The 19,100-nt window shown below is 65.1% G+C and carries 14 protein-coding genes; 10 read left to right on the top strand and 4 right to left on the bottom strand.

The window, feature by feature from the left end; all coding sequences use genetic code 11:
- The first annotated feature begins 3 nt into the window (after positions 1 to 3).
- The 7 genes from ACEN9F_RS17255 to ACEN9F_RS17225 are packed head-to-tail and all read left to right on the top strand — an operon-like array spanning position 4 to position 8,700.
- Entirely contained in the window at positions 4 to 1,341 is a 1,338-nt protein-coding gene (locus tag ACEN9F_RS17255) for a TldD/PmbA family protein (RefSeq protein WP_413421606.1), read from the top strand.
- Positions 1,342 to 1,362: 21 nt separating this feature from the next.
- On the top strand, positions 1,363 to 1,983 hold the full coding sequence (locus ACEN9F_RS17250; protein ID WP_413421604.1) for a DUF4159 domain-containing protein: 621 nt from the start codon (positions 1,363 to 1,365) through the stop codon (positions 1,981 to 1,983).
- 5 nt (positions 1,984 to 1,988) lie between these two features.
- The gene (locus tag ACEN9F_RS17245; RefSeq protein WP_413421602.1) at positions 1,989 to 2,993 is read left to right on the top strand and encodes an AAA family ATPase; all 1,005 of its coding nucleotides are present in this window, start codon (positions 1,989 to 1,991) and stop codon (positions 2,991 to 2,993) included.
- Entirely contained in the window at positions 2,993 to 3,910 is a 918-nt protein-coding gene (locus tag ACEN9F_RS17240; RefSeq protein ID WP_413421601.1) for a DUF58 domain-containing protein, read from the top strand. Before ACEN9F_RS17245 ends, ACEN9F_RS17240 begins: the two co-directional genes overlap by 1 nt.
- Positions 3,907 to 5,016, top strand: coding sequence for a BatA domain-containing protein (locus ACEN9F_RS17235; RefSeq protein ID WP_413421599.1), 1,110 nt, complete (start codon positions 3,907 to 3,909; stop codon positions 5,014 to 5,016). Before ACEN9F_RS17240 ends, ACEN9F_RS17235 begins: the two co-directional genes overlap by 4 nt.
- A complete protein-coding gene (locus ACEN9F_RS17230; RefSeq protein WP_413421598.1) occupies positions 5,000 to 7,036 on the top strand; it encodes a DUF4175 family protein in 2,037 nt (678 codons plus the stop codon). The genes ACEN9F_RS17235 and ACEN9F_RS17230 overlap by 17 nt, the downstream gene beginning before the upstream one ends.
- On the top strand, positions 7,033 to 8,700 hold the full coding sequence (locus tag ACEN9F_RS17225; RefSeq protein ID WP_413421596.1) for a hypothetical protein: 1,668 nt from the start codon (positions 7,033 to 7,035) through the stop codon (positions 8,698 to 8,700). The genes ACEN9F_RS17230 and ACEN9F_RS17225 overlap by 4 nt, the downstream gene beginning before the upstream one ends.
- 72 nt (positions 8,701 to 8,772) lie before the next feature.
- Here ACEN9F_RS17225 and ACEN9F_RS17220 read toward each other — a convergent pair whose 3' ends face one another.
- Both ACEN9F_RS17220 and ACEN9F_RS17215 read right to left on the bottom strand, forming a co-directional pair.
- Positions 8,773 to 11,475 (bottom strand): TonB-dependent receptor, encoded by a 2,703-nt coding sequence (locus ACEN9F_RS17220; RefSeq protein WP_413421594.1) that lies wholly within the window; start codon positions 11,473 to 11,475, stop codon positions 8,773 to 8,775.
- 202 nt (positions 11,476 to 11,677) lie between these two features.
- A complete protein-coding gene (locus tag ACEN9F_RS17215; protein WP_413421592.1) occupies positions 11,678 to 12,328 on the bottom strand; it encodes a pyridoxamine 5'-phosphate oxidase family protein in 651 nt (216 codons plus the stop codon).
- A 90-nt stretch (positions 12,329 to 12,418) separates the two neighbouring features.
- On the opposite strand from ACEN9F_RS17215, the gene ACEN9F_RS17210 reads away from it, so the two are divergent.
- Positions 12,419 to 13,921 (top strand): PLP-dependent aminotransferase family protein, encoded by a 1,503-nt coding sequence (locus ACEN9F_RS17210; protein WP_413421590.1) that lies wholly within the window; start codon positions 12,419 to 12,421, stop codon positions 13,919 to 13,921.
- Positions 13,922 to 13,930: 9 nt separating this feature from the next.
- Here ACEN9F_RS17210 and ACEN9F_RS17205 read toward each other — a convergent pair whose 3' ends face one another.
- The gene (locus ACEN9F_RS17205) at positions 13,931 to 16,372 is read right to left on the bottom strand and encodes a TonB-dependent receptor plug domain-containing protein (RefSeq protein ID WP_413421588.1); all 2,442 of its coding nucleotides are present in this window, start codon (positions 16,370 to 16,372) and stop codon (positions 13,931 to 13,933) included.
- A gap of 272 nt (positions 16,373 to 16,644) precedes the next feature.
- A complete protein-coding gene (locus ACEN9F_RS17200) occupies positions 16,645 to 17,403 on the bottom strand; it encodes a spermidine synthase (RefSeq protein WP_413421586.1) in 759 nt (252 codons plus the stop codon).
- 529 nt (positions 17,404 to 17,932) lie between these two features.
- On the opposite strand from ACEN9F_RS17200, the gene ACEN9F_RS17195 reads away from it, so the two are divergent.
- Positions 17,933 to 18,637, top strand: a complete 705-nt coding sequence (locus ACEN9F_RS17195; protein ID WP_413421584.1) for a hypothetical protein — start codon at positions 17,933 to 17,935, stop codon at positions 18,635 to 18,637.
- Between the two features lie 86 nt (positions 18,638 to 18,723).
- Entirely contained in the window at positions 18,724 to 19,071 is a 348-nt protein-coding gene (locus ACEN9F_RS17190; protein WP_413421582.1) for a hypothetical protein, read from the top strand.
- Positions 19,072 to 19,100 lie beyond the last annotated feature (29 nt).

Below are 19,100 nucleotides of genomic sequence, written 5' to 3'. Positions count from 1 at the left end.
ACAATGAAGATGCTGAACCAGGAAGAAGCAAAACGCATTTGCGACAAGGTGATGTCGCTGTCCAAGGCCGACGAATGCCGCGTGCAGCTGAGCGGCAGCCGCAACGGCAATATCCGCTACGCGCGCAACGCCGTCTCCACCGCCGGCCTGATCGAGAATACGCAGCTGACCGTGAGCGTCGCCTTCGGCAAGCGCCAGGGCACCGCGTCGATCAATGAGTTCGACGACAAGTCGCTGGAAAAGGCCGTGCGCCGCGCGGAAGACGTGGCGCGCCTGGCGCCGGAGAACCCGGAGTTCCAGCCGGCGATCAAGAAGCAGGAGTACAAAGGCTCGGCGACCTACAGCGAAGCCACGGCCGCCATCGATCCCGAGTACCGCGCCGAAGTCGCGTCCATCAGCATCAACTCCGCGCGCAAGCAGGGGCTGGTCGCGGCGGGCTTCTTCAGCGATACCACCGGCTTCGAGACGGTGGCCAACTCGAACGGCGTGTTCGGCTACCAGACGCTGAGCAACCTGGGCTTCACCGTGACCACGCGCACCGAAGACGGCCGGGGTTCCGGCTGGGTGACCCGCTCCGCCAACGATGCGAAGAAGTTCGACGCGCGCGAAGCGTCCGAGATCGCCATCGAGAAGGCGCTGAAATCGGTGGAAGCCAAGGCGCTGGAGCCGGGCCGCTACACCGTGATCCTGGAGCCGGCGGCGACCTCGGAAATCATCGGCCGCATGTTCGGCGCCTTCGATGCGCGCCAGGCCGACGAGGGCCGCAGCTTCCTGTCGAAAAAGGGCGGCGGCAACCGCCTGGGCGAGAAGCTGTTCGACGAGCAGGTCAACCTGTGGGCCGATCCGTGGAATCCGGACGTGCCGGTGCTGGCCTGGGATAACCAGTCGATGCTGGCGCGCGAGCGCACCGATGTCATCAAGGGCGGCAAGATCGAGTCGCTGGACTACACCCGCTACTGGGCGGAGAAGCAGGGCAAACGCGCCTTCGGCCGCCACGGCAACATGATCATGGCGGGCGGCGGCAAGTCGACCGAGGAGCTGATCGCCAGCACCAAGAAGGGCATCCTGGTGACCCGCACCTGGTACATCCGCATGGTAGATCCGCAATCGCTGCTGCTGACCGGATTGACGCGCGACGGCACCTTCTACATCGAGAACGGCAAGATCAAGCATCCGGTGAAGAACTTCCGCTTCAACGAAAGCCCGGTGACGATGCTGAACAATATCGAGGAGCTGGGCAAGCCGGTCGTCATCGGCGGCGACGAAGTGCGCTTCCAGATGCTGATTCCGCCGATGAAGGTCCGCGACTTCAACTTCACGTCGCTGTCGGACGCGGTGTAAGGACAAGGTTAAGGAACCCCGGTGGCCAACTACGATTTCTATTTCACGCGCCTGACGTACGAGTCGGGCGACTGGGATGTCGATATCCGCATGCCGAGCAACGTGCTCAACTCGCTGGTCGAATACACGACCTTGCGGGTTGATCCCGTCGAGCGCATCGTCGCGCTGTCCGATCCGAAGATGCTGGAGGCGCCGTTCTGCTATTTCGCCGGCCACAAGCTGGTGCAGTTCACGGCGGCCGAGCGCAAGAACCTGGAGCGCTACATCAAGGGCGGCGGCTTTTTGTTCGTGGACGACTGCAACCACGATATCGACGGGCTGTTCGCGAAATCGTTCGAGGCCGAAATCGCCCGCATCTTCGGGCCGAAGGCGCTGCACAAGATCCCGAACAACCATCCGGTGTATTCGAGCTTCTTCAAGTTCGACGGTCCGCCGAACACCGGGGTGGAGCTGAACGGCTGGGGCGACGACCTGGTGCACGACTACCTGAAGGCGGTCGAGGTCGGCGGCCGCGTGCGGCTTTTGTATAGCAACAAGGACTATGGCTGCGAGTGGGACTATGACTTCCGCAACAAGCGTTTCCTGGTCATCGACAACACCCGCTTTGCGGTCAATATTATTCAATATGCGTTGGGAGCTTAATTACTATGCCTGCTGATGGTGCAATCGCCTGGAGCGAAAATGAAATCGGCGCCTTGAGCGCCAAGGTGGCTGCGCTGAAGGCGAGCATGTCGAAGGTCATCATCGGCCAGGAGAACGTGATCGATTCGCTGATCATCTGCCTGCTGGCCGGCGGCCATGCGCTGGTCGAGGGCGTGCCGGGGCTGGGCAAGACATTGCTGGTGAAGTCGCTGTCGCAGGCGACGGAGCTGGACTTTCACCGCGTGCAGTTCACGCCGGACCTGATGCCGTCGGATATCGTCGGCACCGAGATCCTGGAAGAGGACCATGCGACGCGCAAGCGCGAGTTCCGCTTCCAGCAAGGGCCGGTGTTCACGCAGGTGCTGCTGGCCGACGAGATCAACCGCGCGCCGCCGAAGACCCAGTCCGCATTGCTGGAGGCGATGCAGGAGCGCAGCGTCACCTTCGCGGGCCAGACGCACAAGCTGCCCAAGCCTTTCTTCGTGCTGGCGACGCAGAACCCGATCGAGCAGGCCGGCACCTACCCGCTGCCGGAGGCGCAGCTGGACCGCTTCCTGCTGCGTATCGACGTGGTCTATCCGACCGAGGAAGAGGAGATCGCGATGGTCTCCGCCACCACGCACGCTGGCTTGAAGGATGCGGAGCCGGTGATGGATGTGGCGACCCTGCTGCGCCTGCAGCAGCTGGTGCGCGATATCGAGATCGGCGATCACCTTTTGAAGTATGCGACGCGCCTGGTGCGCGCCACCCGCCCGGCGCTGACGACGGTGCCGGCGGTGAAGAAGCATGTGGGCTGGGGCGCGGGTCCGCGCGCGGGCCAGGCGCTGGTGCTGGCTTCCAAGGCGCGCGCGCTGATGCATAACCGCCTGGCGGTCACGCGCGAGGATATCGGCGAGATGCTGCTGCCGGTGCTGGCGCACCGCGTGCTGCGCAACTTCGAGGCGGAAGCGGATGGCGTGGCGATCGCCGACATCCTGCTGGCGCTGCGCGAGCATATTCGTCCAGAATAATGCAGGTATCCGAGAAGGCTGCGGCGACGGCCGCCATGACCGCGATGATGGCCCAGACCAAGGATCTGGACCTGGTGATCCGTCACGTGCTGGCGGGGCTCGGCCATGGCCTGCACGCGGGCCGCGAGCGCGGCGCCGGCGTGGAGTTTTCCGAGTACCGCGCCTATGCGCCGGGCGACGAGTGGCGCCGCGTCGACTGGAAGCTGCTGGCGCGCGCCGACCGCTATTTCGTCCGCGAGGCGGAGCGGGACAGCCACGTCGCCACCTGGCTGTGGCTGGACGCGACGGCGTCGATGGCGGAGCCCAGCCGCGAGATCAACGGCATCGACAAGCTGTGGTTCGCGCGCACCGTGCTGGCGTGCGTGGCGGCGATCGCGCAGCGGCAGGGCGATGCGTTCGGACTGGTGGTGTGCAGCGGCGGCAAGGTCGAGTTCACACAGGCCACGCGCGGGCCGCGCCAGTTGCAGCGGGTGCTGGCGCAGCTGGCGAAGGTCAAGCCGGACGGCGTGCTGCCCAATGCGGAGGTGCTGAAGGCGAATCTGCACTTTGCGCGCTCGCCAAGCCTGATCTTTGCGGCCAGCGATTTTCTCGACTGGCCATCGCCGCTGAGCGAGGCCCTGCTGCGCCTGCGGAACCTGCGCCACGATGTGCGCTTGCTGACCTTGCGCACACAGGCCGAGGTGGATGCCACCTTCAAATCCGGGGCCGGATACCGCGACCCCGAACAGAACGACGGCCTGCACCGCATGAGCAACGCCGACCGCGAAAGCTACAAGCAGCAAAGCCGCGCGCATTTCGATGGCGTGGCGACCAGCTGTCGTCAGAATAATATCGTCCAGTACGAGGCATGCATCGAGCAGCCGCTGCACGCGGTGTTGCGCAGCTGGCTGCGGTTGGCGGGAGCACGGGCGAAATGATGTTGAGTTCTTATCCGTTTTGGTGGCTTGCGCTGCCGGTATTGCTGCTGCCGGTCTGGTGGCATCGCCAGAAGCGCCAGCGCCTGAAGGCCGAGCCGCTGGCCAGCGCGCGTTTCCTGCCGGCCGCCGCTCCGGAGCAACTGCGCGTCTGGCAATGGCGCGACCACATCCTGCTGCTGGTGCGCTGCCTGATGCTGCTCGCGCTGATCGCGTGGCTGGCCGCGACCATCTTCCCATGGCGCGGCGATACCGTGCTGCTGGACGCCGGCGCCGACAAGGCGTGGGCGGAGCGGCAGATCGCCGCCGCCGGCCTTGCCGCCGCACCGCGCGTCGAGCTGCCGGCCGACGCGCTGCAATGGCTGCGGCAGAACGAGCGCGATTGGCGCGCGGACGCGAAACTATTGATCGTCGCCCGCGCGAGCCAGGTCGCGATGCCGGCCCGCATGCCGCAATTCAGCCATCAGGTAGAACTACGCACGGAACTGGCCGGCGCGCCGGCCGTCGCCGCGCCGGCCGGGCATCGCATCGCGCTGGCCGCCTCACAGGAGCGCGCCGCGCCGTGGCGTGCGCTGTTCTCCGCCTTTGACCGTGCCGGCGATGGCGCCGGTCGCTACTTGCTCGCCGCCGAACCGGCGGCGGGCACCGAGTTGATCGTCTGGGACACGCCGGACGCCGCGCCGCCCGCCAATTGGCGCGCGCCGCAATGGTGGGTCGCTTCCGCTACGCCGGCCAGCGTGCCGGCCGCCATGCCGGCCGCCGCACGGACTGTCGCACGCGCCGCACCGGCCGCCTTCCCCGAGCTGGCGAACGCTTCAACGCTGATGATCAACGGCCTCGTGCTCAAGTACGCCGACAGCCCGCGCGGCCGCCTGTGGAGCTCCGACGCCTTCCCGCCGCGTGACGCCGACAGCGCCCGCGCCCTCTACGAAACCTGGCGGTTGCTGCAGGCCGCCCCGGCGCCAGCCTATCCGGCGCCATCGCAAACTTTCAGCGCCGCTCGCGCCCTGCCTGCCATCGCCGACGCCAAACCCGCCGCCTGGCTCATGCTCGTCCTGCTGGCGCTCTTCATCTTGGAACGGATACTGACTCATGCCCGGCGAAACTGACCATCTGCGCGGCCGCCTGTGGAGCGCGGTCATGCGCCGCCGCGCCCCGTACTGGCTGGCCGCGCTCGCACCGTTGGCCATCGCCGCCGCAATGCTGCCGGCCGCGCGCACGCTGGCGCTGGCCGCCATGCTCCCATGGGCCATCTGGCTCGCCATCGATATCCATCAATGGCGCAAGCGCATCGATACTCAATGGACGTCGTGGCTGAACGCCGCCATCCCCGCACTGGAGGACAGCAGCACGCTGCTCGCCGCCGACGCACCAACGCCAATCGCCAGGCTCCAGCAGCAGCGCCTGCACGCCCGCCTGGCCAGCGTACTGACGGAAGACGACTACCGCGGCATCGCCCGCACCCGCGTGCGCTTCGGCGTGCTGCCGCTCGCGCTCAGCATCGTGGCCGCCGGCGCCGCATGGGGCTATCACGGCCGGCAAGCCGCCAGCCCGGCGCCCGCCGCAACCGCGCAGGCCAACAAGGCCATCGTCGACGGCGAAGTCTATCTGCGCGTCGCACCGCCGGCCTACACCGGCGTCGCCGCATTCGACACCGGCGCGCGCGACATCCAGGTTCCGCAATTCTCCGAAGTGCGCTGGTGCGTCCGCAAACCGGCCGGCACGCAGCCGACAGTCGAGTTGGGCGACGGACAAACGCTCATCGTCGTCAAGGACTGCGCCGTCAAGCGCGTCGAAGAATCGCTGTTCTGGCGCGCACGCGGCACGGGCGGCACGCGCTACAACATCCGCGTCACACCGGACCACGCGCCTGAAATCACCATTGTCCAGCCGACCGAATTGATCCACCTGATGCGGAAGGATGTGACGGCCGTGCAGCTGGCCGTCGCGGCACGCGACGACTACGCCATCGTCCGCGCCAGCCTGCATATGACGCTGGCGCGCGGCAGCGGCGAGAACGTCCGCTTCACCGACCGCGAAGTGCCGCTGCCGCAATCGTCCGACCCGAAAAGCCGCAACTGGAAAAAGCAGTGGACGCTGGCGGAACTGGGCATGGAGCCCGGCGACGAACTGTACTTCTTCGTGCGCGCCACCGACAACGCGCCGAACAAGCCGCACACGACCCAATCGCCGACCTACACGCTGCGCCTGCCCGGACCTGAAGCGGAAAGCCTGGACTCGACCGCGCTGCCGTCCATGGTCAAGCCGGAGAACTTGCGCAGCCAGCGCCAGATCATCATCGACACCGAGCAGCTGCTGGCCGACCTGCACGCGCATCCGGACATGGCGGCGGCCACGCTGCGTTCGCGCAGCGAAGGCATCGCTGCCGACCAGTCCGCGCTGCGGCTGCGTTACGGCCAGTTCCTCGGCGAGGAATCCAGCCTGTTCGGCGACGAGCATGAGCACGAACACGAGGAGCACCATGGCGGCGGCGAAAAGCAGGGCAGCGAAATCGCGGTCATGAAAGAGTTCGGCCACGCGCACGACCAGGAGGACAACGCCACCATCTTCGATCCGCAAACCAAGGCCGTCCTGAAGCGCGCCCTGTCCGCCATGTGGGATGCGGAAAAATCGTTGCGCGCCATCGCGCCCAAGGGCGCGCTGCCGCCCGAGTACAAGGCGCTGGAAGCGATCAAGGAACTGCAGGCCGCCGAACGCGTCTACCTGCACCGCACCGCCTTCGTGCCGCCGGCGCTGAAGGAAGAGAAGCGCATGAGCGGCGATATCGTCGGCGTGATGAGCTACAAGCGCGCGCAAGGCGCCGCCGGCGACAGCGTCCCCGCCGAAGTGCGCGAACTGGTGCAGGCGCTGGCGCAGGATGGCGCGTTGCCGGCCTTGTGGAGCAAGTCGGCGCGCGACGCCATCGGCGCCCGCATCGCCGATCAGGAACAGAAACTCAGCGCCCAGCGCGCGGTGCAGGATGTGCTGGACGGCTGCGTGGCCTGCCGCGGCGAACTGCGCGCCTGGCTGCGCGGAACGTTGACCGATGCGCCGGTGCTGCTGCAGGCGCGGCCTTCGGCGGACAGCCCGTTCCGTCAGGCCTGGAGCGGCAAGGAGCAGTCGAAATGATGATGTCTACGGATTTCGCGGCGATAGCGCCGCCACTGGCCGCCTTGGCCGCCGGCGCGGCAAGCGCCGCGCTATATGGGCGCAAGCGCAAATGGACCAACGCCGCGTTGGCCGGCGTGGCCGGCGCCGCGCTGGCCCTGGCGATCGCCGACCTGCGGCAACCGGTCGCCGGCGCCGATGCGCTGGCGATCGACACCGGCACAACGGGCCAGCTTACCGATGCCGACCGGCTGGCGATTCCGCGCGCCGGCGCGATAGCATTGAGCGGCGACGGCCTGCGCAAAGCCGAATGGCGCGACCTTCCCGCGCGTCCGCTGCAATGGACGCCCGCCGCCGCCGATCTGCTGTGGCTCGATTTCCCGCGCTCGATGTCGCTGGGCCGTATCTTCACCCTGACGGTGCGCCGCGCGCAGGCGCAAGCCGGATGGCGCCTGCAACTGCTGGCCGAGAACAAGCAGGTGCTGGCGGATTCCGGTGCGGCCGCCGCGGGCAATGCGCCGCCGACGGCACAACTGTCCGTGCAATGGCTGCCGCCGGTCGCGGAGAACATGGTGCTGCAGGCGCGCCTGCTCGACGCCGCCGGCAAGACCATCGCGCAAGGCCCGATACCGCTGCAGGTCCAGGATGCGGTACCGCTGCAGATACAAGGGCGCTTCGATGCGCCATCGTTCGATGCCGGCGCGCTGAATCAACTGCTGTCCGACGGCAGCGCGATCATGGATTGGAGCGTCACACTCGGCAAAGCCATCGCCCGCAGCGAAACCGCGCGCGAGCCGTTGATCGCGCCCAACGCGATGTTCGTCGATGCGGCCTATGTCGAGCACCTGTCGCCATCCGCGCGCGCCGCATTGCTGGCGCAGACCGGGCAGGGCGTGCCGCTGGTGATCCTGGGCGGTAACGCCGCCGATGCGCCGATGTGGCGGCGCGAGTTGGGCTTGCCGCTGCATCCGCAATCGCCGACGACGGAAAAGGAAGATGTGCGCCAGTTCAGCGTCGCCGGCGCATCGCTGGCGATGCCGCCCGCCACGCTGAACCCTGCCGACAACGCCGGCGAACTGTGGTCGGTGCTGGCGCGTGACGGCAAGAAGCAGCCGTGGCTCTGGCAACGCGACCTGCGGCAGGGGCGCGTGATCTGGATCGGCGTATCGGACTGGCACCGCTATGCGATCAGCGCGCCGCAGGCCCTGACCTTGTGGTGGCAGGCGGCGATGGACAAGATCGCGCTGGCCAGCGTGCGGAAGGCCAACTGGCAGCTGCCAGACGTCATGCCGCTGCAAGGACTGCGCAGCGAAGTGTGCGTGCAAGGCGCCAAGGCCGGCGCGGCGTTGCAAGTGGAGGGCGGCCCGGCGCTGTCCTTGCAGGCGCGGATGGACAAGGCCGAGGCGTACTGCGGCGCGTGGTGGCCGCAGCGCGCTGGCTGGACGAAATTCAGCGCCGGCGGTGTTGAGGCACCGGCGCTGGCCTATGTCTACGATGTGAAGGATTGGCCTGCATGGCAGCGGGCCTTGCGGCGCGACGCCACCGCGCAGTACGCGGCGCGCGCCACGGTCGGTACCGGTGCGGTCGCGGCGGCGGAACGGCCGTTGCCGGTCGCCCCGTTCGCGCTTGTGTTCGCCCTCTGCATGCTGGGCCTGTGGTATCGCGAATCCGAACAGCGCCGCTAAAAAAGACCCTGCAGCCTTGGCCGCAGGGTCAAAGCCGGCCTGATACCCCGGCCGGCGTCCTTGGAACGTAACCTAGAACTTGTAGTTCATCCCGAACAGGACCGTGCGACCGTATTTCGCATACTCCAGCTGGCGTTCCTTGCTGTTGGCGTAGGTCTCATACGCCTCGTTGGTCAGGTTGTTCACCTGCAGCAGGATGCCCAGTCCCTTGTAGGTGCCGTCGTTGAAGGTATAGCCGATCTGGAAATCGACCGGATGGTCGCCGACCACATAACGCAGCTGGCGGTCGCCGGCGAAGTTGCCGATCTCACCCACATAGTCCGAACGGCGGCGCGTGCTCACGCGGGTCGAGAAACCCGATTTTTCGTAGTACAGCGTCACGTTGGTGACATTGCGCGACAGGCCTGGCAGCTGCAGCTTGCCGATGGTCGAGTTGACTTCCTTGATGTCGATGCCGCTCTCGGTGTACGAGCTGCTGGCCAGCAGGCCGAAGCCGTCCAGCGCCGGCGTCACCATTTCCAGCGGCAGCGACACGGTCAGCTCGGCGCCCTTCAGCATGCCGCCGTTGCCGTTGTACGAGGTGCTGTACTGGCCCATGTTGGTGATGGCGATGGTACCTGGCGTGTACTGCGAGAAATCGCGCGTCTCGGAGAAGTTATAGATGTAGGTGTCGAGCTTTTTGTAGAAGCCCGCCAGCGCCACGTAGCCCTTCTTGGCGAAGTATTTTTCCCACGAGATGTCGAAGGCCTTGGCGCGCCACGGATCGAGACGCGCGTTGCCGCCGCTGCCGCTCGGCAGGCGGGTGCCGGTATCGACGGTGAAGTTGAAGCCGGCGTTCAGCTGGTCGACGCGCGGACGGGCGATCTGCTTGGCCAGCGAGACGCGCAGCGTCTGGTCGTTGGCCAGGCCGAAGGCCAGGTTCATACTCGGCAGCACGTCGTTGTAGGTCTTGCCGTCTTCGATAGGATGGGCTGCGCCGGTCGCGTCGGCATACAGCGATTCCGACGACTGGTCGGTGCGCAGCAGCTGCGCGCCGAAGTTGCCGCGCACGGTCACGTCGCCCCACTGGCTGTCGATGTTGGCGCGGGCGTAGCCGGTGGTGATTTTTTCCGTCACGTCCCAGGCGCGGCTGATGGTGCCGGCGTTGTTGGCCAGGCTGTAGTTGATCGGATCGAAGTACTTGGCGATCACGCCCGGCACGTTCCACGACGGGACGATGCCGGCGCCGGCGAAGCCCAGGTTGACCGGCGTGTACAGCAGGTCGCTGGAGATGGTCGGATTGCCGGTGGCGAACAGCTGGCCGGATGGCTGGCGCTTGGTCTTGGTGCGGTCGCTGTAGTTGATACCGACGTCGATGCCGCCCAGGTAGCTGTCCAGCGACTCGGGCACCGGCAGCTTGGCGGCCAGCTTGAAGCTCTTCAGCGTGTCCTTCAGGTGCGGCGAGTAGGTGCTGCCGTAGCCATAGATGGAGTTACCGGTATAGAGCTTGGTCGGATCGCTGTAATTGAGGGTGCCGGCGATGGTGGCGAAGTTACCCGGCTTCCAGCCCACCGTCATCAGCGGATCGTTGAAGGCGCCGCCCGTCGCGCTTTGCAGCTGCAGGTTGTTCTCAAGGTAGGTCTCGTCGCGCTTGGCCTGCGAGTAGTTGGCGTCGGCCAGCAGCGACCAGCTGCCGAAGTTGAATTTGTTGGCCCAGCCGGCGGTGCGGATCTCGTCCTTGCGGTTGTTGTACTGGCCGCGCACCAGCGGGTAGGCGCCGGTGGCGGTACCGCCCAGCAGCGTGCCGTTGGAGATGTTGGTGCTGCTGTAGTTGAAGCCAGCCGGGTTGTTGCTGCCGTTGTAGCCGCCCAGGTTGACCTCGAACTGGTTGTTGGTGTCGACCTGCTTGAACTCGGAGGCGAAGACGTCGAGGGTACTGGTCCACTGCTTGGACGGGCGGTATTCCAGCACGCCGATCAGGCCCGTGCGCTTGAGCGTGCCGCTCTTGGCCAGCGCCTTGACGCCGGCGGTGACATAGGTGCCGGCCGGGACGCCGGACACGGTGCTGCGGTCGAACGGTTCGTAGGTGCCGGTCTCGTTGTCGAGGATGGGCGACTCCAGGCTGGCGATGCCGAGCGCCACGCCGACCGTGCGGTTGGCGAATTGGTCGATGTAGCTGGCGCTGACGCGGTGGCCGGTGTCCTTGGCGTTGGCGATCTTGCCCAGCGAGTTTTTCTCGCCGCGCACGTTGAACGACAGCGTGCGGCCGGGGAAGGTCAGCGGGCGCACGGTCTGCATGTCGATGGTGCCCGACAGGCCCTGGCCGACCAGGCTCGCGTCCGGCGTCTTGTAGACCGTGACGGCGCTCAGCAGCTCGGACGGATACTGGTCGAATTCCACGCTGCGGTTGTCGCCGGTGCTGACCTGTTCGCGGCCGTTGAGCAGCGTGGTGGCGAAGTCCGGCGACAGGCCGCGGATGCTGATCACCTGCGCGCGGCCGGCGACGCGCTGCGCCGCCAGGCCCGGCAGGCGGGCGATCGATTCGGCGATGCTGGTGTCCGGCAGTTTGCCGATGTCTTCGGCGGAGATGGTTTCGACGATCGAGGTCGAATCCTTCTTGACCGAGATGGCGTCTTCGATGCCGCGCCGGATGCCCGACACGACGACGGTCGATACCGGCGCGTCGGAGGCCTGCGGCGTGGTGCCGGTCTGGGCGTGCAGCGGCGCTGCCAGCGCCGACATCAGGATGGCGCAGGCGGCCGCCACGGGGGTAAGGGTAAGGTTGTCCAACTTCATGCGGGTGTCTCCTAGTGTTTTCGAAGGTAGTCGTTCAAGTGGCGTTCTGATGACGCCTGAGAACTATCTTGTATTAAAACTAGAAAACAAGTCAAACGAACTTTGGTGTTTTTACATCACGAAAGCTCCAGCTTAGGCGTTTGCCAGGGGCGGATGCGCTTTCGTGTTGTATTTTGGCCATTCAAACTGTAGGTAAACTACATCATCTTGCCCAGGCGACGACATAAGGGGGCGCCTCCACCGTGCAACCGCTGTCGCGCTGCGGCGTCAGCGGCGTGCGGGCCCACGGCAGCACGCCGGCCCATGCCGGCCAGCCCAGGTCTTCCTCGTCGTCGTTGGGCGCGCCGGTGCGCATCTTGCAGGCCGCCTCGTCGAGCGTGATGCGCAGCACCGTGGTCGCCGCGTATTCCTTGTCGGAGCCCGGGCGGACCTCGGCCTGGCGGCCGGGGGCCAGCTTCTCCATGAACGCTTCCATCGCGTGCCGCGCCGCCTGCCCCTCGACCGCCTCGAAGCGGCCATAGATCATCGCCGAGCGGTAGTTCATCGAATGGCTGAACGCCGAGCGCGCCATCACCAGCCCATCGAGATGGGTGATGGTCACGCAGCAGCCGCTGTCCAGCAGGCGCTTGATCATGCGGCTGCCATTGGAGCCGTGGATGTACAGGTAGGCGCCTTCGCGCCAGCAGGCGGTCGGGATGCAGTGCGCGCCGTGGTCGTCGCTGAAGGCGACATGGCACAGGTAGGCGTCGTCGATGATCGCGTGCAGCGTGGCGGTGTCGTAGTGCGCATTGCTCGCGCCACGGCGCACGCGGGTGCGGGTGCTCGGTGCGGCGGGGGAAACTGGTTCGGTCATGATCTCCATCCAAAAAGTTTGAAGCCACAATATAATGGGATGCTGGCCCCTTAAACAGGTCCAACAATAATTGATTTCATGGAGCCACGAATGGATCTCGCCCTGCTGATTGCCGGCTACACCACGGAGCACGGCCATCGCGGCTGGCCGCGCCAGCGCCTGCTGCACGAATGCCTGCGCCATGCGATCCGCAACGGCACGCTGGCGGCGGGCACGCGCCTGGCCGCCTCGCGCGCGCTGGCCGAGGAACTGGGCCTGGCCCGCAACACCGTGCTGTACGCCTACGAGCAACTGGCCAGCGAAGGTTTCGTCAGCACCGACCGGCGCGGTACCGTGGTCGCCGCGCTGGCCGCCGCGCCGGAGCGCAAGCCGGCCAGGCGGGCAGCCTCGGCGCCGCAGCCGGGCTTGTCGCGCCGCGCGCAAGCGCTGCGGCCGGTGCCGGGACCGGCCGACCGCATGGGCGCCTTCGTGCCCGGTGTGCCGGCGCTCGATCACTTCCCGCTGACGCTGTGGCGCCGCATGCTGGAGCGCGCGCTGCGCTCGATGACGGTGGCGCAGCTCAACTATGGCGATACGGCCGGCGAGCCGCTGCTGCGCGAAGCCATCGCCGACCACTTGCGGGCCTCGCGCGGCGTGGTGTGCGAGGCCGGCCAGGTGTTCATCACCGACGGCACGCAGAGCAGCCTCGATCTGTGCATGCAGGCGCTGGCGGACGCCGGCGATACGATCTGGATCGAGAACCCCGGCTACGGCGGCGCCATGGCTGCGGCGCGCGCGGCGGACCTGGTGGTGGCCGGCATCGAGGTCGACGACGACGGCATCGCGCCGGCGGCGCAGGATTGGCTGCTGCGGCCGCCGCGCCTGATCTACACCACGCCGTCGCACCAGTATCCGGTCGGCAGCGTGTTGAGCCTGCGCCGCCGCCTGGCGCTGATCGAGGCCGCGCGCGGCGCCGGCGCCCTGATCGTCGAGGACGACTACGACAGCGAATTCCGCCACGACGGCGCGCCGCTGTCGGCGATGCAGGGGCTAGCGCCGGAGGCGCCGGTGGTCTACCTGGGCACCTTCAGCAAGACCATGTTCCCGTCGCTGCGGATCGGCTTCGTGGTGGTGCCGTCGGCCTTGGCCGAGCCGTTCGCGCAGATGCGGGCGCAGTCGTTCTCGCGCGGGCGGGTGGCCGAGCAGCTGGCGCTGGCCGAGTTCCTGCGCAGCGGCCAGTTCGCGCTGCACCTGCGCCGCATGCGCAGGCTGTACCGGCAGCGGCGCGACGCGCTGGTGGCGGCGCTGGAGCGGCATCTGGGATCGGTGGCCACGGTGCACGGCGGTTCGGCCGGCATGCATCTGTCGCTGCGCTTCAAGGATGGGCGCGTGGACGATGTGGCGGTGGTGCGGCAGGCGCTGGAGCACGGCATCCTGGTCAATGCGCTGAGCAAGCATGACACGCAAGGGGAGTCGGGCTGGAAGGGACTGATGCTCGGCTACGCACAAGTGCCGGCCGGGCAGATGGAGGGCCTGGTCAAACAGTTGGCGGCGATCGTGCACCTTGCGGCCTACGCCGCCAACCGTTCAAGCCCCAAGCGGCGGGCCGCTTAGGGGGAGTGCTTAAAACGCGGTATCGACGCGCACGTACATCGAGCGGCCGTTGACGCCGATCGGGCAGGTTTCCCAGCAGCGGGTGAAGCCCAGTTTCGGGAAGTCGCCGCCGTTGGTCCACTCCGACGGCAGCTGGTCGAACACGTTGTTGACGCCGACGCTGAGGAAGGTGCGCTTGCTGAAGCCATAGCGTACCGACGCGTCGACCAGCCAGCGCGCATCCCACTTCTGCAGCGGGCTGAAGTTCTCGGCATAGACTTCGCCGTAGTAGTTGGCGCGGGTGTTCAGGTTCCACGCGCCCGCCGTGTAGTCGGCCGCGACCACGTGGTGCTTGCGCGGCTGGCCGTGTTCGATCAGCGTCACCTGCGATTTGTCGAACAGCTTCTCGCCGCTCAGCACCGTCGACGTCGAGTGGCGCTTGGTCACCTCGGTCTTGTTGAAGCCCAGCTGGCCCGACAGCACCAGCGTCGATGCGGCGAACTTGCTGGAATGCTCAGCCACGATGTCCAGGCCGCGGGTGCGGGTGTCGACGGCGTTGGTGAAGAACTGCGCCTGGCCGACGCCCAGCGGCTTCAGGATGTTGGCGATCGGGCCGCCGCCGGCTTCCGGTGCGATCTCGCTGGAGAAGACGATGCGGTCCTTGATCTTGATCTGGTACAGGTCGGCCGTCAGCGACATATTCTTCGCTGGACGGAACACCGCGCCGATGCTGCCGCTGGTCGAGGTTTCTTCTTTCAGCGGCGCGATGCCGAAGGCCTGGGTCACGGCGCTGCCCTGGCGCGCGGTCAGCGTCTCGGTCAGCACGCCGTTGTTCAGGTTGGTCGACACGGAGCTGTAGAACTCCTGCTGCACGCTCGGTGCGCGGAAGCCGGTGGACAGGCTGCCGCGGAAGCCGATCTGCTTGGTCGGGTCGAAACGGGCGCTCAGCTTGCCGGTGACGGTGCTGCCGAAGTCCGAGTATTTTTCATAGCGCACGGCGCCGGCCAGCGTCAGGTTGTCGACCGGCTTGTGCTCGGCGTCCAGGAACAGCGCGATGTTGTGGCGGCCCTCGTCGACCGCGGTGGCGGGCGTGTAGCCAGGGAAGCCCTGGATGCCGGACGACGCGGTGGCGCCGCTCGGCGTCTTGATCGCGATGGCCGGGTTGTTGGTGCGGCCGTATTGGTAAGAGACCGGATCGCCGGCGATGATCTGGTAGTTGTCCTGGCGGTACTCGAAGCCGGTGGCCAGGAAGATGCTGCCGTCGCCGAACTTGACCGGGCCCTTGATGTCGGCGTTGAAGGTGGTCTGCGAGAATTTCAGCGTGCCGGTGTCGGCTTCGCGCGGCGATTCGGCGTAGATGCCGCCGCCCGGTTTAGGCTCGTACCAGTAGCTGGTGTTCAGGCTGTTCGATTCGTGGAAGGCCAGTTCGCTGTTGCCCTGGTTGATGCTGATGTCGGCCTTCCAGTCGTTGGCCAGGTCGCGGCGATAGCCGAAGGCGAACGAGGCGTCCTTGATGTCGGTGTGGATCGCCGGCAGGAAGCCGTTCGGGTACACGGAGGGCACGGTGCGGTCGTCGCCGGCCGAGCGGAAGAAGCCGAAGGAATCGCTCTTGCGCTTGGACAGGCCGCCGAAGGCGTAGAACTCGCTGGCCTTGTCGATCGGCAGCGCGGCGTTCCACCAGAAGTAGCCGTCCTTGGTGTTGCTGTCGCCGATGTGCTGGGTCACGCGCGGCGGATTGACGCGCAGCGAATCCGGGCCGGCGCGGTTGGTCTCGCCGCGCTTGCGGGCTTCGACGGTCAGGTTGACGAAACCGCCGTCCTGGCCCAGCGCGAAGCCGGTGTTGGCGCTGCCCGAGTACAGGTCGCCGTCGCCTTCGGAGGTGGTGCCCAGCACGCCGCTCAGCGAGGTTTCGTTGACCTGCGATTTCAGCACGATGTTGATCACGCCGGCGATGGCGTCCGAGCCGTATTGGGCGGCGGCGCCGTCGCGCAGCACTTCGATGTGGTGGATCGCGGCCAGCGGAATGGCGTTGATGTCGGTACCGGCCGAGCCGCGTCCGATGGTTTGCTGGACGTTGACCAGCGCCTGCTGGTGGCGGCGCTTACCGTTGATCAGCACCAGCACCTGGTCCGGGCCGAGCGAACGCAGGGTCGCGGGGCGGATGCTGTCGGTGCCGTCGCTGATGAAGGTCGACGAGAAATTGAACGACGGGTCCAGCGTTTGCAGCAGCTTGCCCAGTTCCAGCGGACCGGCGGTCTGCATGTCCTTGAGGCTGATCAGGCCGACCGGCGCCGAGGTGTCCAGCGCGGTCTTGGCGACCGAGCGCGAGCCCAGCACCACCACGGTTTGTTCATGCGGCAGGACGTTGGCTTCGGCGTCCGCCTGCGGCGTTTGCGCGTGGCCCTGGCCCGCAGCCAACAGCAGGATAGCGCTGGCAAGCAGGGTACGTTTGAATTGCGGTGCTCTTGTCATATTTTCTCTCTTGGTGTTTTGTACGGCTGCGGGTAGCGCCGTTGAGAAAATACTATCTTGGGGTCTCCAGGAGGGGCAACGCGGCTCGCACCACTTTGTTGCGAATTATGCACATTTGCTAATATTTCGTGCTTTGTATCGCAATGTATCGTAATCTGGCCGACCGCCGTGATTGGCCGTGCCGCAAACCGGTGCAAAAGTGTGGTGCGCACGCATCGGTATGATGCAGGCGCATATCGATAGCCGAAAAACGCACTTGGCCAGTGCGCGGACTATTGCTGGTCCAGCATCCAGCCTTTGAGGCCGTTGACCCAGGATTTGGCCGGCAGGTTCAGGCTTTTCTTGATCGCGCCGGCGCGCTCGTACAGCACGCTGAAGTCCAGCACCGGCGACTGCTTGAAGGCGATGACGACGATGTTCGCGTCGTGCACTTCGGGCAGCCAGACCACCGCGTCGAACACCATTTCCATCGCCTGCAGGTTCTTGTCGTAGTTGGAGAAGTCGCCGAAGACGTTGGTGGTCATGATGCCGCCGTCGCGCAGCACGTCGGCGCAGCCCTGGTAGAACTCGGGCGAGTCCAGCACCGGGCCGCGCGCCTCCTCGTCGTACAGGTCCACCTGCAGGATGTCGACCGTGTCGTGGTTGGCCGGGTCCAGCACGAAATCCATCGCGTTCATTTCCATCACGTTCAGGCGGGCGTCGTTGGACGGCAGGCCGAACTGCGCGCCGCACATGGCGATCACGTTGGGATTGAGTTCGACGGCGGTGACGCGGGCCTCGGGCAGGCGGCGGTAGCAGAACTTGGTCAGCGCGGCGCTGCCCAGGCCCAGCTGGACGACGTGCCGCGGGCTGTCGTTAAACAGCAGCCACATCATCATCATCTGGATGTATTCGAGCTCGATGTTGTCCGGCTTGGCGATGCGCATCGCGCCCTGCACCCAGGAGGTGCCGAGGTGCAGGCTGCGCACGCCCTGGAATTCGGTGATGGTGGCCGGCGGGTGGCCGGGCTGGTCGAAACGTATTTTAGTCATGCCACAGTTTATCAGCCGGACGGAGCTGCGCCAAATGAGGGCGGTCGCAGTCAGCCAATGGAGCACGCCATATCAGCGATTCTGAAAGGCGATTTACTAGCATCAACAGCCATTGCTACATATCAAAAAGCTTCTTTGAGGCCGTGACATCATCTGCAACCAATGCTGTCGAAGGCTGCTGAACGCCGGCCGTCTATGCGATATAGATCCGCTGCTGAAATGGAGCGACTGTGGAAAGCGATAACGAATTCTTCAGCGTCCTGGGACTGGCCAAGGAACTGGTCACCAGCAACCGGCCTTGCGGCTGCGGCCTCGACCTGCCGGGAGGCCTCAACGACGACATGCTGCTGCCGCAGTGCGTGTTCGGCGTCGGAGACGCTGTGCGGCGGGATCGAATACCGCATCCGTCTGCGGCATCGCCGAGGCCAAGGGGCTGCGAGAATCGAGTCGATAGTGTCGGGACATTGTAAGTTGGAGTTCCCCGATGTGGGACACACTAGCGAAGTATCGGTATGAGCTTGGAGACCAAATGACCAAAACCGATCAAACACCTGTGCGACTGAAGGCAGGCATTACAGTCCCGGCTGAGAAACTTACAACGATACAGTTGGTGTCGCCTAGTGTCGAGCTCCTGATTGGAGGGGCATACAAGGCCGCTGATGGCATGCATACCTATGGACATATGGCTCTTAGAGTTAGCATAACGAAAGAAGAAAAAATTTATGACTTTGGCCGCTATGGTAAAACAGGAGGCGATTTCAGCGCAGAGGGCGAGGGCATCCTCAGAGTCTGGAATAACTTCAACTCGTACATTGCTGGTGAAAACTCCTATGGGCGTTCAACGAAGGGTTTCTCATACAGCGTCCCAGTAGATCAAGCCTCAAAAATTTTTTCGTATTACGCATCGCTAACCGCCGTGGCAACTAGGCGCCGTTCGAAACATCCAAATGCTGAAGAATTCAAGTTAACCAAGGACTATCATGGGATATCCAATAACTGCGCAACTATGTCGCTTGCGGGTGCACGTATTGCCTTGCCCGGCATTGATGCGAACAGCTCTATGTACAACGCGGGTAGGGGTATGAGTGACTTGGAGAAGGTCGCCGCCCGCGGATCGAACTTTGGTTTTTGGCCACCTCAAATTTTCATGCCCGCCGATGTTCAGGTGATGTTGGAAACCGAGAAGAAATACGTCCCGAAGAAAACGGTAATCTACGGGATAGCGAAAAAATGAGAAGAATTTCGCTTGTTCCTTTAGTTCTGGTTGCACTCATAGCCACATTTTTTGGCATTCTACTTTCAGAAAGAGGAGTTATCCATATGAACAGCAAGAAAGCAGTCCGCTTGGAAGAGCCCCTTCTCATTGAAGGAGAACAGCAGAACAGCTATTCGTTGCTACCCGCCGGCACAGTGATGTACTACGATAAAAGCTGGAACGAAGGTCATAGCACGTATCATGTCTACTTTCACTTTAAAGGTGAGTTCAAGTCAGTATCCGCGGATAGCGAAGGCATCGACCCCATTTGGTTGCGGACAATTGACAGTGATGAGTTGCCTAAGCTGATGTCCGACTATCCCGTCAGCAGGGATGAACTCACCGACATACTGAAAGCTAAGCGCGCGACGAAACAAGATTTAGTGCAAATCCTCCGTGATTGGAAAGACTGAGACTCAAGTGGCAACAGAGGAATATTCAC

It is taken from the genome of Duganella sp. CT11-25 (assembly GCF_047302815.1).
Taxonomy (GTDB): domain Bacteria; phylum Pseudomonadota; class Gammaproteobacteria; order Burkholderiales; family Burkholderiaceae_D; genus Rugamonas.
This window is presented reverse-complemented; position numbering and strand designations above follow the sequence as displayed.

Coding starts and splice junctions, on each gene's coding strand:
- ACEN9F_RS17255 (WP_413421606.1), top strand. CDS start 4: ATGAAGATGCTGAACCAGGAAGAAGCAAAACGCATTTGCGACAAGGTG.
- ACEN9F_RS17245 (WP_413421602.1), top strand. CDS start 1,989: ATGCCTGCTGATGGTGCAATCGCCTGGAGCGAAAATGAAATCGGCGCC.
- ACEN9F_RS17240 (WP_413421601.1), top strand. CDS start 2,993: ATGCAGGTATCCGAGAAGGCTGCGGCGACGGCCGCCATGACCGCGATG.
- ACEN9F_RS17235 (WP_413421599.1), top strand. CDS start 3,907: ATGATGTTGAGTTCTTATCCGTTTTGGTGGCTTGCGCTGCCGGTATTG.
- ACEN9F_RS17230 (WP_413421598.1), top strand. CDS start 5,000: ATGCCCGGCGAAACTGACCATCTGCGCGGCCGCCTGTGGAGCGCGGTC.
- ACEN9F_RS17225 (WP_413421596.1), top strand. CDS start 7,033: ATGATGATGTCTACGGATTTCGCGGCGATAGCGCCGCCACTGGCCGCC.
- ACEN9F_RS17220 (WP_413421594.1), bottom strand. CDS start 11,475: ATGAAGTTGGACAACCTTACCCTTACCCCCGTGGCGGCCGCCTGCGCC.
- ACEN9F_RS17215 (WP_413421592.1), bottom strand. CDS start 12,328: ATGACCGAACCAGTTTCCCCCGCCGCACCGAGCACCCGCACCCGCGTG.
- ACEN9F_RS17210 (WP_413421590.1), top strand. CDS start 12,419: ATGGATCTCGCCCTGCTGATTGCCGGCTACACCACGGAGCACGGCCAT.
- ACEN9F_RS17205 (WP_413421588.1), bottom strand. CDS start 16,372: ATGACAAGAGCACCGCAATTCAAACGTACCCTGCTTGCCAGCGCTATC.
- ACEN9F_RS17200 (WP_413421586.1), bottom strand. CDS start 17,403: ATGACTAAAATACGTTTCGACCAGCCCGGCCACCCGCCGGCCACCATC.
- ACEN9F_RS17195 (WP_413421584.1), top strand. CDS start 17,933: ATGACCAAAACCGATCAAACACCTGTGCGACTGAAGGCAGGCATTACA.
- ACEN9F_RS17190 (WP_413421582.1), top strand. CDS start 18,724: ATGAACAGCAAGAAAGCAGTCCGCTTGGAAGAGCCCCTTCTCATTGAA.